The following is a 15,268-nucleotide window of genomic DNA, read 5'->3' on the forward strand; positions in this document are numbered from 1 at the left end:
CACGCCGTCCCGTGCACGTCGAGCGCCGTCCCGGCGGCGAAAACGGAGGTGCCCCGGCCTCGTCGGGGCGGGGACCGCGGCGTAACGTTGAGTACACGCCGGTGCGAGGAACGGACCGAACCGGAGGCAGTGGAGCGAATCGGGTGGTGGATGTGATGCGGAAGCGCGAACGGACGGAGACCTTCCGGATCACCGGGGCCCGCCAGGGACTGGCCGAGGACGTACGCGGCCGGCAGCGCCGCTACGTGATCTCGATGGGGATCCGCACGATTTCCGTGATCCTGACCGTGGTGCTCTGGAACGTGGAGCGTTACGTGGCGATCGGCACGCTGGTGCTGGGCGCGCTGCTGCCGTACGTCGCGGTCGTGATCGCCAACGCGGGCCGGGAGAACGCCCCTTCGCTCCCCGGGACGTTCATACCCGCGCCCACGCGGCCGGCCCTGCCGCACGGGTCCGACGGAGCCGGAGAGTCCGCTGATGAGAGCGGCCGTGTGGGTCAACAGGGCGGCCAGGGCTGAGGCTTGGCGTTCGTGCCCGATAAGGGCAAGCTCAGGAAAAGCTCAAATCAATCATGTCTTTCGGTGCCCTTCAGGGGGCTCTCCGTGACATACTTCGTAGGCGCTCCGCATCCCCCGTCGGAGCGAATGATCGACGCCGGGCGGCTTCCCCCGTGGCTGCCCGGCGTCGTCGTGTCCGCATGCCGGCGGGATGAGGTGCCGAGGCACCCGGGTGACGCGGTTACGTAGAGTTGACGTGTGAACTTCCCCGAGACCGCCCCGAACTCCCCCGAGGCCGCCCCGATCTGCTCCGCCAAGGGCTGCCGCGCCCCCGCGGTGTGGGTGCTGGCGTGGAACAACCCCAAGCTGCACACCCCCGAGCGCCGCAAGACCTGGCTGGCCTGCGACGAGCACCGCGAGCACCTGTCGATCTTCCTGGGCCTGCGGGGCTTCCTCAAGGACGTGGTGCGGTTCGAGGAGTGGGAGGCACGGGAGGGCTGACCCCCGGCCCGGAGGGTCTCAGCCGCCGATCGCGGACATCGGGCGGCGCGGCTGGAGGAACGCCGGGTCGTCGAGGCCCGAGCCCGCCTTCTTGCCGCGCATGGCTTTCCGCCACAGCCCGGCGATCTCCTCGTCGCCGGCCCCCGCGCGCAGGGCGTCCCGCAGGTCCGTCTCCTCGGTGGCGAACAGGCAGGTGCGCACCTGCCCGTCCGCGGTGAGCCGGGTGCGGTCGCAGGCCGCGCAGAACGGGCGGGTGACGGAGCCGATGACGCCGACCCGGGCCGGGCCGCCGTCGACCAGCCAGCGCTCGGCGGGCGCGGAGCCGCGCTCGGGGCCGGGCTCGGGGGTGAGGGTGAAGCGGGAGCGCAGGCTCGTCAGGATGTCCCCGCGGTGATCATCCGCTCGCGGCGCCAGCCGTGCTGGGCGTCCAGCGGCATCTGCTCGATGAAGCGCAGTTCGTAGCCGTTCTCGACGGCCCAGGCGAGCAGGTCGGGAGCCTCGTCCTCGTTGAGTCCGGGCATCAGGACGGTGTTGACCTTGACGGGTTCGAGGCCGGCGGCGCGGGCCGCGGCGAGGCCGTCGAGGACGTCCTGGTGGCGCCGGCGCCGGGTGAGGGCGGCGAAGACGTCGGGGCGCAGGGTGTCGAGGGAGACGTTCACCCGGTCCAGGCCGGCCGCCTTGAGGGCGTCGGCGGTGCGGGCGAGGCCGATGCCGTTGGTGGTGAGCGACAGCCGGGGGCGGGCCCCGTCGGCGCGGAGGGCGGCGCACCGCCCGACGATGTCCACCAGGCCGGGCCGGAGCAGCGGTTCGCCGCCGGTGAAGCGGACCTCGGTGACGCCGAGCAGGGTGACGGCGATCCGCACCAGGCGGACGGTCTCGTCGTCGGTGAGCAGCTCGGGCTTGGCGAGCCAGCTCAGGCCCTCCTCGGGCATGCAGTACGTGCAGCGCAGGTTGCACCGGTCGGTCAGGGAGACCCGCAGGTCGGTGGCGACGCGGCCGTAGGTGTCGATGAGCACGGCGCTGCCCCTCCCGCTGATGGCCGATGACTCCCGCTGATCGCAGCGTACGCGATGCCCCCTGAGCACCGACAGTTCATGGGACCGCCGATGCTCAGGGGGCGTACGGTCAGTGCGCGCCGTAGCCGGTGAGCGAGCGGACCTCCAGTTCGGCGTACTTCCTGGGGTCGGCGGCCTCGCGGGAGAGCAGCGAGCCCAGCCAGCCGAGCAGGAAGCCGAGCGGGATGGAGACCAGACCGGGGTTGCCGAGCGGGAACCAGTCGAAGCTCATGCCGGGGAAGAGTGCCTTCTCGTTGCCGGAGACGACCGGCGAGAAGATCACCAGGGTGACGGAGCTGACGAGCCCGCCGTAGATCGACCACAGGGCGCCCTGGGTGGTGAAGCGCTTCCAGAACAGGCTGTAGAGGACCGTCGGCAGGTTGGCCGAGGCGGCGACGGCGAAGGCGAGGGCCACCAGGGCGGCGGCGTTGAGCCGGTGGGCGAAGATGCCCAGCGCGATGGAGATCCCGCCGATCACCACGGCCGCGACCTTGGCGGTGAGCAGCTCCTCCTTCTCGTCGGTGCGGCCCTTGCGGATCACATTGGCCCACAGGTCGTGGGCGAACGAGGCGGAGGAGGCGAGGGTGAGCCCCGCGACCACCGCGAGGATGGTGGCGAAGGCGACGGCCGAGATGACCGCGAGCAGGATGGCACCGCCGGTGGAGCCGGCGCCTCCGCCGACCTCCTCGGCGAGCAGCGGCGCGGCGGTGTTGCCGGACTCGTTCGAGGCGACGATCGCCTTGGAGCCGACCAGGGCGGCGGCGCCGAAGCCCAGCGCGATGGTCATCAGGTAGAACGCGCCGATGATGCCGATGGCCCAGTTCACCGACTTCCGGGCCGCCTTGGCGGTGGGCACGGTGTAGAAGCGGATCAGGATGTGCGGCAGGCCGGCCGTGCCCAGGACGAGCGCGATGCCCAGCGAGACGAAGTTGAGCTTGGACGTGCCGTCCTTGCCGTACTGGAGTCCGGGCTCCAGGAACGCCTTGCCCTTGCCGCTCTTGTCGGCCGCGGCGCCGAGCAGCTCGGAGAGGTTCCAGTGGAACTTGTTGAGCACGAGGATGGTGATCAGCAGGGTGCCCGCGATGAGCAGGACCGCCTTGACGATCTGCACCCAGGTGGTGCCCTTCATCCCGCCGATCGTCACGTACAGCACCATCACCAGCCCGACCAGGGCGATGATCCAGCGCCGCGACCCCTCGCCGCTCGCGCCCAGCAGCAGGGCCACGAGGGCGCCCGCGCCGACCATCTGGGCCAGCAGGTAGAAGATCGAGACGACGATGGTGGAGGTGCCCGCGGCGGTGCGCACGGGCCGCTGGTTCAGCCGGTGGGCCAGGACGTCGGCCATGGTGAAACGGCCGGAGTTGCGCAGCGGCTCGGCGACGAGCAGCAGGGCGACCAGCCAGGCCACGAGGAATCCGATGGAGTACAGGAACCCGTCGTAGCCGAAGAGGGCGATGGCGCCGGCGATGCCCAGGAACGAGGCGGCGGACATGTAGTCGCCGGAGATGGCGAGGCCGTTCTGGAAGCCGGTGAAGGAGCGGCCGCCGGCGTAGAAGTCGTCGGTGCCCTTGGTCTGCCGGCCGGCCCAGACGGTGATGCCCAGGGTGATGGCGACGAAGACCGAGAACAGGGTGATGATCAGAGTGCGGTGTTCCCCGGCTCCGCCGCCGGCGGCGAGCAGGTGGACGGCGGTCGGTGCGCCGGTCATTCGGCGGCCTCCATACGGGCCTTGAGGGCTTCCGCCTTGGGGTCGATACGGGCCGCGGCGTGCCGCGCGTACCACCAGGCGATGAGGAAGGTGGTGAGGAACTGGGCGAGCCCGAGGACGAGGGCGACGTTGACGTGCCCGGCCACGGTGGTGCCCATGAAGTCGCCGGCGTAGTTGGACAGCAGGACGTAGAGCAGGTACCAGCCGATGAAGGCGACGGTCAGCGGGAAGGCGAAGGACCGGTGCGCACGGCGCAGTTCGCCGAACTCAGCGCTGCCCTGGACGGCGGTGAAGCGGTCGGGCTGACCGGGGATCCCGGGGCGGGCGGGTGTGCCCTCCGGGTGTGCTGTGGTGGGTGGGGTCTCCGCGACCTCTTCTGAGTCCACGGCCTCTCCTGACGGTGGGGTTGGGGGGTGCGAGTGGTGTCCGATGCACGAGGGACTGTGATTCGGATCACGCATCGTAGAGGGACACCGCAGTATGCGACAGGGGGAGGACGGTGCATGGCGCAGCGCGGCCGATCGGCGCAATACCCGCCGCGCGCCGCCTCGTTGACCTGGCGTGAGCACCGAGTCGCCGCCTCAGCCGCAGTCCCCCGGTCGACGACCGTTCGGAGTCATCAGGTTGACGTCCCCCATAGCGGCCGTCCCCTCCCCCCGGCCCGCCGCCCTCCCCAGGGCGGGCCGCTGGTACGGGCCGCGGGTGCCGCTGCCGCTGCTGAGCATCGACGCGCTGCGCGGGGGCGGCGGCTGAGCGGCTGCCGGGCGTGCGCGGACCGGGCGGATGCCGGGCGTACGCCCCTCCGGCGGACGCCGGGCCGCTCCCGCCCGTACCCCCTCCGGCGGGCGGCCGGCGAAGTGTCCCCGCCCGGCGCGGACCGGGCGGACTGTCCCATTCCGCTGGCTTGTGGCGGGCATGCGCCGGTTTTTTCTTGGGGAATTCATTGCTCATCGCCCATGATCGGCGCTAGCTTCACTCGTCATGTACCCGTCCGGCACGCCTGGTGCCCGACGGCTCCCCGGATGATGTGGAGTTCCCATGGCTCATCTGCGCCCCAGACGCCGGCACGCCGCCCTCGCGTTCCCCGTCGGCCTGGCCCTGACCGCCTCGATCGGCTTCCTGCCGGGCACCGCCTCGGCCGTCGCGCCGGCCGCGAAGGCTCCGCAGGCCAAGGTGCGGACGGACGGGCCGCTGCTGTCGTACGTGGTCAACACGGGGACCGCGCGGGCCACGCTCGACCAGGTGAAGAAGGCCGTCGGCCGCAACGGCGGCAGCATCGTGGAGTCGTACGACAAGATCGGCGTCATCGTCGCGCACTCCCAGAACCCCGACTTCGCCAAGGCGCTGCGTGCGGTGCCCGGCGTCGAGTCGGCCGGAGCCACCCGGACCGCCCCCATCACCCCGGCGGCCACCACGGACGTCGGCAAGCCCGAGAAGCTGAAGCTGTCGAAGGCCAACGCGCTGGCCGCCGCGAAGACCGCCAAGCCGGGCAAGGAGCCGCTGGAGAGCCTCCAGTGGGACATGGCCGCCATCAAGGCGGACAAGGCCGCGAAGATCAACCCGGGCAGCCGCAAGGTCACCGTCGGCGTCATCGACACGGGCGTCGACGACACCCACCCCGACCTCGCCCCGAACTTCTCCCGCGCCCAGTCGGCCAGCTGCGTCACCGGCAAGGCCGACACCAGCGCGGGCGCCTGGCGTCCGTACGACCCCAAGACGGACTACCACGGCACGCACGTCGCCGGCACCATAGCCGCGGCCCGCAACGGGATAGGCGTCACGGGCGTCGCCCCGAACACCAAAGTCGCCGCCATCAAGGTGAGCACCAAGGGCGGCAGCTTCTTCTACGCGGAGAGCGTGGTCTGCGCCTTCGTCTTCGCCGCCGACCACGGCATAGCGGTGACGAACAACAGCTACTACGTCGACCCGTGGATGTTCAACTGCGCGAACGACGCGGACCAGAAGGCGATAGCCGACGCGGTCGGCCGCGCCACGGCCTACGCCGACCGCAAGGGCGTCGTCAACGTGGCCTCCGCGGGCAACTCCAACTTCGACCTGGCCTCGAAGAAGATCACGGACAAGTCGAGCCCCAACGACACCAAGCCCGGTTCGCGTGACATCGACCCGTCCACCTGCCTGGACGTCCCGGCCCAGCTGCCCGGTGTCATCACCGTCTCCGCGACCGGCGTCAACTCGCTGAAGTCGTACTACTCCAACTACGGCCAGGGCGTCATCGACGTCGCGGCCCCCGGCGGCGACGTCCGCCAGGTGCCGGACGCCCCCGCCAAGGACGGCCGCATCCTGTCCACCATGCCGGGCGGCGACTACGCCTACCTGCAGGGCACCTCGATGGCCGGTCCGCACGTGGCCGGTGTGGCGGCGCTGCTGAAGGCGACGCACCCCAAGTCCAACGCGGCCGAGATCCAGTGGATCCTCAAGGCGCAGGCGAAGAACCCGGGCTGCCCGGTCAACGCCCCCGCGGACGCTCCCTGCGTCGGCACCAAGAACATCAACAGCCACTACGGCTACGGCATCGTCGACGCCCTGGCGGCCGTGAAGAACTGACGCACGACATCTGACGCGCGGAGGGGGTCCGGCCGGTGCCGGGCCCCCTCGGTGTTGTCGGCGGCGGCTTGCAGCACGCCCTCCGCCAGCAGGTACTGCGCGGCCAGATAGGTCAGCATGATCCAGAACTGGGGTGCGGGCGGCTGCGGGCGGCCGGCGAGGCCACCCGCGATGAGGCCGTCCGAGAGCAGGAAGAGCGCGCCGCCCGCCGCCGCGCACCGCCCGGTCCGGGCGGCGCCGAACGCCGTCGCCGTCAGCAGGAGGCCGTAGAGCGCGACGGGCGGCCGGAGTCCGGCCGGCAGGCCCGGCCACAGCAGGGCGGTCGTGCCGGCCCAGGCAGCGGCGTAGCCGGCCACGAGCCGGCGGCCCGCATCGTTCCCAGCTCCGTTCCGGTCTCCGTTCCCGACTCCGTTCCCGACTCCGTTCCGGGCTCCGTGTCGGGCTCCGTGCCGGGCGAACAGGGCGAGGTAGCAGGCATGGCCGGCGGCGAAGGCGCCCATGCCCAGCAGGAACGGGAGTTCGCCGGCGACTTGGAGCAGGGTGTCGCCGGCGCAGCCGAAGAGCAGGGCGAGGGCGAGCGTTCGGGGGCCGCCGCGGCGGAGCACGTACTCGGCGAGCAGCGGCATCAGGACCGGTTTGGTGGCGCGGGCGACGGGCTCGGCGCCACCGGCGAGCGCGCCCAGGTGGACGCCCGCGGCGGCGGCGAAGGCGAGCGGCAGGCCGCGCGAAGACCGGGAACTCCGGCGAAAGGCCCTCATCCGACGCCCTCCGGCGCCGCGGCCTTCTCGGCCGGGGTACGGAGCGCCGGCGCCGTCGGGCGCGGCTGCCAGCCCGGGCCGCGGAAGATCCGCCCGGCCCGTTCCCGCCAGCCGCGGGCCGCGCGGAGGTCGCGGGCGATGGCGGCGTACTCGTGGGTGGCGACCCGGAGCGGGTTGTAGGTGCTGATGTTCTTCGTGAGCCCGTAGACCGGTCGTTCGGCCTCGGCGACGAAGGAGCCGAATAGGCGGTCCCAGACGATCAGGATCCCGCCGAAGTTGCGGTCCAGGTAGCCTCCTTGCGAGGCGTGGTGGACGCGGTGGTGGGACGGGGTGTTGAGGACGTACTCGAACGGCCGGGGCAGCTTGCCGATCCGCTCGGTGTGCACCCAGAACTGGTAGACGAGGTTGGCCCCGGAGCAGAACGCGACCGCCGCCGGGTGCACGCCGGTGGCGACCATCGGGACGTAGAACGGCCAGACCGTCCAGGTCGTCCACGGCTGGCGGAGCGCGGTGGTGAGGTTGAACTTGCGGCTGGAGTGGTGCACCACGTGGCACGCCCAGAGGATCCTGACGACGTGGTGCCCGCGGTGCGACCAGTAGTAGAAGAAGTCCTGGGCGAGCAGCATCAGCGGCAGCGTCCACCACAGGATGGGGACGCGCAGGGGCGTGAGCGCGTAGACGGCGCTGTAGACCGCCACGATCGGGATCTTCCAGAGCGCGTCGAAGACGACGCTGCCCACGCCCATGCCGATGCTGGTCGCCGCGTCCTTGGCCTCGTACCCCTCGGCCTCCTCGTCCGGATGGATCCGGTAGCTCACCACTTCGATCGCGGTGAGCACGGCGAAGGCGGGGACCGACCACAACACGACATCCGGAAGGTGCGGCATGACGGCACCATAAGCACCCCTACGGGCTTGCCGCTAGGGGTTGTTACCGTCGGGTACCGATCGTGCGTTACCCGGGGTTCGGAGAGGCGGGGGCGGGTGCGCGGCCCGGAGGGGCGCACGGCCGCCGGGGTGGCCGGGCCGGGGGCCGGGGCCCGTTGTCAGTGGGGGCCCGTAAGCTCTGGGACCATGCTCGAAGACCGCACCGCAGCCGCATCGCCCGCCTCGTGGCCGGCCGCGTATCCCGACGGATACGCGGTCGTCGACGTCGAGACCACCGGTCTCGCCCGGGACGACCGCATAGTGTCGGCCGCCGTGTACCAACTGGACGCCAGAGGCCGGGTGGAGGACACCTGGTACACGCTGGTGAACCCGCGGCGCGATCCCGGTCCCGTCTGGATCCACGGGCTCACCTCCGAAGTCCTCGCGGACGCGCCGCTGTTCGAGGACGTCGCGGAGGAGTTCGCGCGGCGGCTCGACGGACGGGTGCTGGTCGCGCACAACGCGGCCTTCGACTGGTCCATGATCGCCCGGGAGTACGCCCGGGCCCGGGCCGAGGCGCCGGTGCGCCAACGGCTGTGCACGATCGCGCTCTCGAAGGAGCTGCGGCTGCCGCTGCCCAACCACAAGCTGGAGTCGCTGGCCGCGCACTACGGGGTGGTCCAGCGGCAGGCGCACCACGCGCTCGACGACGCGCGGGTGCTGGCCGAGGCGTTCCGGCCGAGTCTGCACCTGGCGGCCGAGGCGGGGCTGCGGCTGCCGCTGCTGGCCTGCCAGCCGCTGACGGAGTGGTCGGACGGGCCGGCGGCCGTCCGCTCGGCGACGGTCGGCTACCAGCCGGACCGGCGGCACGGCGGGCCGGCGAGCTGGCGCCCCAGCCGGCGGCGGCCCGCCTGCCCGTACCCCAACCCCGGTCGGTACGAACCGGGCAAACAGCTCATCCAGGGCATGCGGGTGGCGTTCTCCGGCGACACCTCCATCGACCGCGAGCTGTTGGAGGACCGCGCGACGGAGGCCGGGCTGCACGTGGCGACGAGCCTGTCCCGGCTCACCAGCCTGCTGGTCACCAACGATCCGGACGCCTACACCTCCAAGACGGTCAAGGCCCGCCAGTTCGGCACGCCGGTGGTGGACGAGGCCGCCTTCGTCCAACTGCTGTCGCACGTCGTCCCGGCGGACGCGAGGGGCTGAGACGGGCCCGAGGGGCTGAGACGGAGGCGAGGGCTGAGACGGGCGCGGCAGGCCGAGGCGGGTGCGACGGGCCGGGCGGGCGCTGCGGGCCGAGGCGGCGAGCGCTGCGGGCCGAGGCCGGCATGTCGGCGGGCTGAGACGGGCGCGACGCACGAGACGGGTGTGGTGACGGGCGCCACGGGCACGCCCTCCGGCGCGCGGCGGCCCGACACCCCGTGACCGGACGGGCGGAGCCACCAGGTACCGTCACTCGGGTGTACCGCTTCCTGCTGACCCGGCAGTGGGTGATCCTCACGCTCGTGGGGCTCGTCCTCATCCCGGTGATGATCGAATTGGGCTTCTGGCAGCTCCATCGCCATGAGCAACGGGTGGCGCGCAACAACCGCATCGAACGCAGCCTCACCCGCCCGCCCGTGCCCGTCACGGAGCTGACCGCACCCGGGCGCGAGGTCCCCGGCGACAACGTCTGGCGCCGGGGCACCGCCCGGGGGCGGTACGACGTCAAGGGCGAGGTGGTGGCGCGACTCCGCACCGACAACTCCGGCAAGTCCGGATATATGGTCATCACGCCCTTCGTACTGGAGGACGGCAAGGCGATCCTGGTCAACCGCGGCTGGGTGCCGGCCGACGCCGGCCAGCGCGAGTTCCCCCAGGTGCCCGCGCCGCCGTCCGGCACGATCGATCTGGTCGGACGCCTGCGGGCGGACGAGGACCCGGGCAGCGGCATCCGCGACACCAAGGGGCTGCCGCCCCGGATGATCATGATCATCAACAGTCGGCGGCAGGGCGAGCAGTTGCACCGCCCGATGCTGGGCGGTTACCTGGAGCTCATCTCCCCCGCGCCGGACGGCCAGCCGCAGACGATCGACGACCCCGATCACAGCAGCATCGGCAACCACATGGCGTACACCGTGCAGTGGTGGCTGTTCTCGGCGTTCGTGCCGGTCGGCTGGGTGATCCTGGTCCGGCGGGAGCGCCGCGACCAGGCGGCGGCAGCCGCTGCCGCGGCGAAGGGCGCGGCCGGCTCGGGTGACCCGGTGAAGCCAGAGCCCACGAAGCCGGACCCCGCGAACCCGGAGCCCGCGAAACCCGAACCCCGGACCGAGCCCCAGCCCGATTCCCAGCCCAAGGCCGGCGCCGGCGCCTCCTCGTCCCCTCCCGCCTCGGACTGACCCCCGCACCGCCCTCACCCCCTGACAAGCCGCGCCCCGCCCGGCACACTGGCCGCATGGATCTTGGACTCAGGGACCGGGTGTACGTACTCACCGGCGCGACCCGCGGGCTCGGCCTCGCCACCGCCCGCCGGCTGGTGGCCGACGGAGCCCGCGTGGTGCTGTCCGGCCGGGACGCGGCGACGGCGGAGGCCGTCGCCGCGGAACTCGGCCCCGGCGCGGCCGGCGTGGCCGCCGACAACGCGGACCCGGCCGCGGCCGAGCGGCTGATCGGCACCGCGCACGAGCGCTTCGGCCGCTTCGACGGCGTCCTCGTCAGCGTCGGCGGCCCGCCTGCGGGCCGGTTCGCCGACAACGACGACGACCAGTGGCGGGCCGCCTTCGAGTCCGTCTTCCTCGGTGCCGTACGACTCGCCCGGACCGCCGCCGGCGAGCTGTCCGAGGGCGGGGTGATCGGCTTCGTCCTCTCCTCCTCGGTCCACGAGCCCATCACCGGCCTCACCGTCTCCAACGGCCTCCGCCCGGGCCTGGCCGGCTTCGCCAAGTCCCTCGCGACGGAACTCGGCCCGCGCGGCATCCGCGTCGTCGGCCTGCTGCCCGGCCGCATCGACACCGACCGGGTGCGCGAACTCGACGGCCTCACCGAGGACCCCGAGGCGACCAGGGCCGCCCGCGCGGAGGCGATCCCGCTCCGCCGCTACGGCACCCCGGAGGAGTTCGGCACGGTCGCGGCCTTCGCCCTGTCCCCCGCCGCCTCCTACCTCACGGGCGTCATGATCCCCGTCGACGGCGGGGCACGGCACGGCTTCTGACCCTCCGGCACGACTCCTGCCCCGGCGGCGGGGCGCGCATCCGGCCGGCGAGCCGCGCGCGACGCCGCCCGGACGGCAAGCCCACCGCGACGCCGCCCAGCTGGGGCGACGCGAGAATGCCACCCGGCCTTCCACGACAGGCCCGGCGGGACAGCTCGCCCTGCCCCGCCGGGCTCCACGGCCGCCTCCGCACACCCCGAGGGACACTCGCACCGCCGAGACGCCCCCTGCCGCGGGCTCACCCTCCCGGCACGGGAGCCCGATCGTCCCCCGCCCGGACACGAGCGGCTGCGCCCCGCCCGGCCGCGCGACGCGGCGCCCACCGCCGAGAACAGCCCGGCGGGACGTCCGTCACCCGCGCCTGGGGCCGTCCTCCCGCTGCCGAACCCGCCTTCCCAACAGGCACGGCCGACCCCCGGCCCCGCCCTCCGGCCGGGTCGGCGGCGCTCACCGGACGGCCCGTTCACCGACCGCGGGACCCCCGCGCCCCGAACGGGGGCCGGGCAGGCTCCCGGCCGTGAGGAGCGTGCCCGGGTGGGGCGGCCCTCCGGGCGCGGGCGTCAGCCCACCCGCTCCGCTCGGTGCCGTACCGCGCGCAGGCGGACCTTCGCCCGGAGGCGGGGCAGGCCCGTCGAGGCGCGGGCGTGGTGCAGGGCCTCCGTGTCCAGGCGGCGCAGGGCCGTCGCCGGGGCCGCGTGGGGGGCCAGGGTGAGGGTGATCCGGGCCTCCGGACTGCCGTGGCGGCGGGTGAGGACGACGCGGGCGTGGTCGACGCCGTCGAGCGCGCCCGCCTCCGCCGTCAGCGCCTCCTCCAACGCCCGGCCGCGCAGCCGGGCCACCTCGCCGTCGCCGCAGTCGACGACGATCTCGCGCAGCCGACGCCGGCGCAGCTGGGCGAGCAACCACCACAGGGCCAGCAGCACCAGGGCGGCGAGCGCGCCGAGCACCACGGCCCACCACCAGTCACGCCCGCGCCAGCGGCGCCGGTCGGCGTCGGTGAGCAGCACGTCGTCCGGGCCGGTGAACGGCCAGGCGGACGGCAGGGAGAAGTCCCAGTGCACGGGCAGGTCCAGGGCGCCGACGAGCACGGCGGCGCCGAGGGCCACGAGCAGGATCCCGGTCAGGCCCAGCAGCACCCGGTTGACGGTTCTCAGCACCGTACGCTCACCGCCTCGCCGGACGCCGTACCCGGACCGAGAGGACGGGACGCCGGGCGAGGCCCAGTTCCCGCAGCCCCTCGGCCAGGGCGCCGTCCACGTCGGTACGGACCTCGTCCAGGTCCCTGAAGTGCGCCTGGGCGCGGGCGCGGACGGCGATCCGGCCGACCTCGACGCGTACGGACTGCACGCCCGGCACCTCCATCACCCGGTCCCTGAGCACCAGCGCCGCCGCCCTGCGGTCGAGCCCGGCGCGGAGGTCGGGGGTCTCGCGGCGCATCGGCAGCACCGCCCGCCGGCCGGGTGTGACCGCCAGGACGAGCAGCCAGATCCCGGCCAGCACGGCGAGCACGGCGCCGGTCACGATCCAGCCGTCGTCGAGGGGCCGGTGGGCGAGTTCGTGGGCGAGCCGGCGGCGCCAGCCCATCGCCGGGTGGCCCGCGCGGACGGCGCCCACGTCGTAGAGGAAGAACCCCGCCAGGGCCAGGACCGCGAGGGCGACCAGGGCGGCGGGCAGCCGGCGGGCCGACCAGAAGCGTCCGGCGCGCCCGACGTCCAGCCGCTCCGTCCCCTCGGGAGGCTCAGGAGACTCGGAAGGTCCATGGGGCTCAGGAGGTCCATGGGGCTCGGGAGGTTCCGCCGGATCCGGTCCGTCCGGTACGGAAGGCGGCGTGGGGACGCTCATCGGACCCGCTCCACCGCGCCGCGCTCCAGGTGCGGCGAGTGCAGCCGCTCCACCGTGACCACGACCTCCGGCACCTCCATGCCCGCCAGCGTCCGTACCCGCTCGACGATCCGCCGCCGCACCGCGCGGCAGTGCGCCCCGATGTCCGCCGGGTACCCGAGCTCGACCGAGACGCGGACCCGTGCCGTGTCCTCGTGGACGGTCACGGACGCGAACGGGGGCGTGCGCCGGGCGTCCGCGCCTCCGTCCGCTCCCATGCCCCCGCCGGGCCCGCCCGGCTCCGCGTCGAGCGCCTCCCGCGCGGCCTGTGACGCGATCTTCGCGACGACGCGGTCGGCGATCCGGGTCGCTCCGCGTGCGGCCGGTTCCACGGCCCGCCCTCCCGGCACCGCCTACCTCCGCCGGCCGTCGTGTTCACGGTCGCGGTCGCGCGGCCGGAAGAAGTCGCCGGGCTCCAGGTCTCCCTCCAGGAACCGGCCCACGACGAACCCGACGGCGCCCAGCGCCGCCACCAGCAGGAAGGCCCCGAATCCGCCGAAGTACCCGGCGAATCCCAGCGCCATGCCGACGATCAAGCCGACCACGGCCATGCTCATCGTGCGCTCCTCAACGAGTCGGACGGGCGGGCCGGCCACGGGGGCCGGCCGGTGTGCCTCACTGAATCCTTGGCGCCGCCGGCTCCTCCTCTTCCTCGTCCGGCAGCTTCACATCGCTCACGGCGATGTTCACCTCGACGACCTCCAGGCCGGTCATGCGCTCCACCGCGGAGATCACGTTCTCCCGCACGGCGCGGGCGACGTCGGCGATGGCGACGCCGTAGTCGACGACGATCTCCAGGTCGAGCGCGGTCTGCACCTCGCCGACCTCGGCCTTCACGCCGCGTGTGACGGACTTGCCGCCGCCGGGGACGCGGTCGCGGACCGCGCCGAACGTCCTGGCCAGCCCGCCGCCCATCGCGTGCACGCCGAGCACGTCACGCGCGGCCATTCCGGCGATCTTCTCGACGACCCCGTCGGCGATGGTGGTACGGCCCCGGTCGGCGGGGGCCACGAACTCCTTGGCGCCGCCCTCGCGGCCTTCCGCGGTGTCGGTCATGGTCGTTCGCCTCGCTTCCGAAGGAGTGTTCCCAGGGACGGGAAAGGAGAGGAAAGCGTCACCGATCCTGTTGCCACCATAGGCCCTGCTGGGGGGAGATTCGCGGCGTGTGCGGCATCCCGGGTGCCCTTCCCGCCACCATCCGGCGTCCCGCGCCGTCCGGCGCGCCGGGCGGCGCGGAATACGGCAGTCTGGTGCCCTCCGGGGACGGACGACGGCGGTGGGACGGAAGCGGTGGGACGACAGGGGATGACCGTGGACACGCAGACCGGGCCGGACCGGCCGGACGACCTCGACGGCGCCGGCCGCTCCGACGGCGGGCCGGACGCGCTCGCCCGCGCCGTCCGCCGTCAGCTCGGACTCGGCGCGCTCCTCCCTTTGGGGGACCCGGCCGACGGCGCCTGGATCACCGAGGAGTCGGTGGCCGCGGTGCTGCGCCGGGCGGCGCGCGGGGTGGCGGGCGTCCGGCTCGGCACCCTCCGCGTCACGGCGGCCGGCGGCCCGCCCGGCGCCGTACCGCCGTCCGGGTGCCCCGCGCCGCCCGGCGCCCTCCCGCCGGGCCCGCTGCGCTGCGCCGCGGACCTGACGACGGCGCTCGTCCCCGGCGCCGTCCCCCACGAGTTCGCGCACGGCGTCCCCCACGAGCCGCTGTACGAGACGGCCGACCGGCTGCGCGCCGCGCTGTGGGCGGTGTCCGAGGAACGGCTGGGGCTGGAGTGGGCGGCGATCGACCTGAGAGTGACGGACGTGCTTTCCGACCTGCCGCCGGAAGGAGACGGGACACCCGGGCCGGAGGGCGACACCCCGCCCTCCGGTCCCGGGCCCGCGGGCCCCGTACGGGCCGCCGCACTCGCCGTCCCGGGCGTGGCCCGCGAGCACCCGGTGCTCGCCGGGGGCCGCGACCCCGCCGCCCGGGTGCAGATCGCGGTCGCCGGCGGGCACCGCGCGGCCGACGTGGCGCGGGCGGTGCGCGGCGCGCTGGGGCCGGCGCCGGTCGCCGTGGTCGTCACGGCCGTCGACCCGACGGAGGCGGGCGCCGAGGGCCACCGGGCGCACCGCCGGAAGGTGGACCCGGAGGCCGTCCGGCCGAGGTCACCGGGCGGCCCGGGGCACGGGGGTGCCCCCTAGAACCCCGTCGCACGTCGGTTGGAACCCCGTCGCACGTCGGCTTCGAAAAGGGGACGCAGC

17 protein-coding genes and 1 pseudogene are annotated in these 15,268 nt (G+C 73.8%); 8 read left to right on the forward strand and 10 right to left on the reverse strand.

Annotated features, from left to right (window positions below):
• The first annotated feature begins 155 nt into the window (after positions 1–155).
• Positions 156–518, forward strand: coding sequence for a DUF3099 domain-containing protein (locus tag ACQEVS_RS07225; protein WP_433016786.1), 363 nt, complete (start codon positions 156–158; stop codon positions 516–518).
• Between the two features lie 237 nt (positions 519–755).
• Positions 756–998 carry a hypothetical protein gene (locus ACQEVS_RS07230; RefSeq protein ID WP_433016789.1) on the forward strand — a complete coding sequence of 81 codons (243 nt, stop codon included), beginning with the start codon at positions 756–758 and terminating at the stop codon, positions 996–998.
• A gap of 18 nt (positions 999–1,016) precedes the next feature.
• On the opposite strand, the pseudogene moaA reads toward ACQEVS_RS07230, so the two are convergent.
• From moaA to ACQEVS_RS07245, 3 genes and pseudogenes are all read right to left on the reverse strand, one after another.
• Positions 1,017–2,014: pseudogene (gene moaA / locus ACQEVS_RS07235) on the reverse strand (GTP 3',8-cyclase MoaA).
• Between the two features lie 109 nt (positions 2,015–2,123).
• Positions 2,124–3,761: a solute symporter family protein gene (locus ACQEVS_RS07240; protein WP_433016792.1), complete on the reverse strand. Its 1,638-nt coding sequence runs from the start codon at positions 3,759–3,761 to the stop codon at positions 2,124–2,126.
• Complete coding sequence (locus ACQEVS_RS07245; protein WP_398857954.1) at positions 3,758–4,147, reverse strand: DUF485 domain-containing protein; 390 nt, start codon at positions 4,145–4,147, stop codon at positions 3,758–3,760. Before ACQEVS_RS07245 ends, ACQEVS_RS07240 begins: the two co-directional genes overlap by 4 nt.
• 238 nt (positions 4,148–4,385) lie before the next feature.
• On the opposite strand from ACQEVS_RS07245, the gene ACQEVS_RS07250 reads away from it, so the two are divergent.
• Both ACQEVS_RS07250 and ACQEVS_RS07255 read left to right on the forward strand, forming a co-directional pair.
• The gene (locus tag ACQEVS_RS07250) at positions 4,386–4,514 is read left to right on the forward strand and encodes a hypothetical protein (protein WP_433016796.1); all 129 of its coding nucleotides are present in this window, start codon (positions 4,386–4,388) and stop codon (positions 4,512–4,514) included.
• A gap of 285 nt (positions 4,515–4,799) precedes the next feature.
• A complete protein-coding gene (locus tag ACQEVS_RS07255; RefSeq protein ID WP_433016799.1) occupies positions 4,800–6,326 on the forward strand; it encodes a S8 family peptidase in 1,527 nt (508 codons plus the stop codon).
• Here ACQEVS_RS07255 and ACQEVS_RS07260 read toward each other — a convergent pair.
• Together ACQEVS_RS07260 and ACQEVS_RS07265 are read right to left on the reverse strand one after the other, a co-directional pair.
• The gene (locus ACQEVS_RS07260; RefSeq protein WP_433016802.1) at positions 6,287–7,084 is read right to left on the reverse strand and encodes a lysoplasmalogenase; all 798 of its coding nucleotides are present in this window, start codon (positions 7,082–7,084) and stop codon (positions 6,287–6,289) included. The genes ACQEVS_RS07255 and ACQEVS_RS07260 overlap by 40 nt on opposite strands.
• A complete protein-coding gene (locus ACQEVS_RS07265) occupies positions 7,081–7,971 on the reverse strand; it encodes a sterol desaturase family protein (protein WP_433016805.1) in 891 nt (296 codons plus the stop codon). The genes ACQEVS_RS07260 and ACQEVS_RS07265 overlap by 4 nt, the downstream gene beginning before the upstream one ends.
• A gap of 186 nt (positions 7,972–8,157) precedes the next feature.
• On the opposite strand from ACQEVS_RS07265, the gene ACQEVS_RS07270 reads away from it, so the two are divergent.
• The 3 genes from ACQEVS_RS07270 (at position 8,158) to ACQEVS_RS07280 (ending at position 11,143) form a co-directional block, all read left to right on the forward strand.
• Positions 8,158–9,159: a DEDDh family exonuclease gene (locus ACQEVS_RS07270; RefSeq protein ID WP_433016808.1), complete on the forward strand. Its 1,002-nt coding sequence runs from the start codon at positions 8,158–8,160 to the stop codon at positions 9,157–9,159.
• Positions 9,160–9,413: 254 nt separating this feature from the next.
• Positions 9,414–10,331, forward strand: a complete 918-nt coding sequence (locus ACQEVS_RS07275) for an SURF1 family cytochrome oxidase biogenesis protein (protein WP_433016811.1) — start codon at positions 9,414–9,416, stop codon at positions 10,329–10,331.
• Between the two features lie 56 nt (positions 10,332–10,387).
• Positions 10,388–11,143 (forward strand): SDR family oxidoreductase, encoded by a 756-nt coding sequence (locus tag ACQEVS_RS07280; protein WP_433016814.1) that lies wholly within the window; start codon positions 10,388–10,390, stop codon positions 11,141–11,143.
• A 560-nt stretch (positions 11,144–11,703) separates the two neighbouring features.
• Here the strand turns inward: ACQEVS_RS07280 and amaP are convergent.
• Genes amaP through ACQEVS_RS07305 form a run of 5 tightly spaced genes read right to left on the reverse strand, consistent with a single transcriptional unit; the run spans position 11,704 to position 14,080 of the window.
• Complete coding sequence (gene amaP, locus ACQEVS_RS07285) at positions 11,704–12,300, reverse strand: alkaline shock response membrane anchor protein AmaP (protein ID WP_433016817.1); 597 nt, start codon at positions 12,298–12,300, stop codon at positions 11,704–11,706.
• A gap of 7 nt (positions 12,301–12,307) precedes the next feature.
• Positions 12,308–12,985 carry a DUF6286 domain-containing protein gene (locus ACQEVS_RS07290; protein WP_433016820.1) on the reverse strand — a complete coding sequence of 226 codons (678 nt, stop codon included), beginning with the start codon at positions 12,983–12,985 and terminating at the stop codon, positions 12,308–12,310.
• A complete protein-coding gene (locus ACQEVS_RS07295) occupies positions 12,982–13,356 on the reverse strand; it encodes an Asp23/Gls24 family envelope stress response protein (protein ID WP_433016823.1) in 375 nt (124 codons plus the stop codon). The genes ACQEVS_RS07290 and ACQEVS_RS07295 overlap by 4 nt, the downstream gene beginning before the upstream one ends.
• A 21-nt stretch (positions 13,357–13,377) precedes the next feature.
• Positions 13,378–13,581: a hypothetical protein gene (locus ACQEVS_RS07300; RefSeq protein ID WP_171171412.1), complete on the reverse strand. Its 204-nt coding sequence runs from the start codon at positions 13,579–13,581 to the stop codon at positions 13,378–13,380.
• A gap of 58 nt (positions 13,582–13,639) precedes the next feature.
• Positions 13,640–14,080, reverse strand: a complete 441-nt coding sequence (locus tag ACQEVS_RS07305) for an Asp23/Gls24 family envelope stress response protein (RefSeq protein ID WP_433016827.1) — start codon at positions 14,078–14,080, stop codon at positions 13,640–13,642.
• A gap of 255 nt (positions 14,081–14,335) precedes the next feature.
• On the opposite strand from ACQEVS_RS07305, the gene ACQEVS_RS07310 reads away from it, so the two are divergent.
• Entirely contained in the window at positions 14,336–15,208 is an 873-nt protein-coding gene (locus ACQEVS_RS07310; RefSeq protein WP_433016830.1) for a nucleopolyhedrovirus P10 family protein, read from the forward strand.
• Positions 15,209–15,268: the final 60 nt, after the last annotated feature.

Origin of the sequence: Streptomyces sp. CA-181903 (genome assembly GCF_050937075.1) — a bacterium.
In the GTDB taxonomy this organism is placed as follows: Bacteria; Actinomycetota; Actinomycetes; order Streptomycetales; family Streptomycetaceae; genus Streptomyces.

Coding starts and splice junctions, on each gene's coding strand:
- ACQEVS_RS07300 (WP_171171412.1), bottom strand. CDS start 13,581: ATGAGCATGGCCGTGGTCGGCTTGATCGTCGGCATGGCGCTGGGATTC.
- ACQEVS_RS07290 (WP_433016820.1), bottom strand. CDS start 12,985: ATGAGCGTCCCCACGCCGCCTTCCGTACCGGACGGACCGGATCCGGCG.
- ACQEVS_RS07280 (WP_433016814.1), top strand. CDS start 10,388: ATGGATCTTGGACTCAGGGACCGGGTGTACGTACTCACCGGCGCGACC.
- ACQEVS_RS07255 (WP_433016799.1), top strand. CDS start 4,800: ATGGCTCATCTGCGCCCCAGACGCCGGCACGCCGCCCTCGCGTTCCCC.
- ACQEVS_RS07240 (WP_433016792.1), bottom strand. CDS start 3,761: ATGACCGGCGCACCGACCGCCGTCCACCTGCTCGCCGCCGGCGGCGGA.
- ACQEVS_RS07260 (WP_433016802.1), bottom strand. CDS start 7,084: ATGAGGGCCTTTCGCCGGAGTTCCCGGTCTTCGCGCGGCCTGCCGCTC.
- ACQEVS_RS07225 (WP_433016786.1), top strand. CDS start 156: ATGCGGAAGCGCGAACGGACGGAGACCTTCCGGATCACCGGGGCCCGC.
- ACQEVS_RS07270 (WP_433016808.1), top strand. CDS start 8,158: ATGCTCGAAGACCGCACCGCAGCCGCATCGCCCGCCTCGTGGCCGGCC.
- ACQEVS_RS07265 (WP_433016805.1), bottom strand. CDS start 7,971: ATGCCGCACCTTCCGGATGTCGTGTTGTGGTCGGTCCCCGCCTTCGCC.
- ACQEVS_RS07305 (WP_433016827.1), bottom strand. CDS start 14,080: ATGACCGACACCGCGGAAGGCCGCGAGGGCGGCGCCAAGGAGTTCGTG.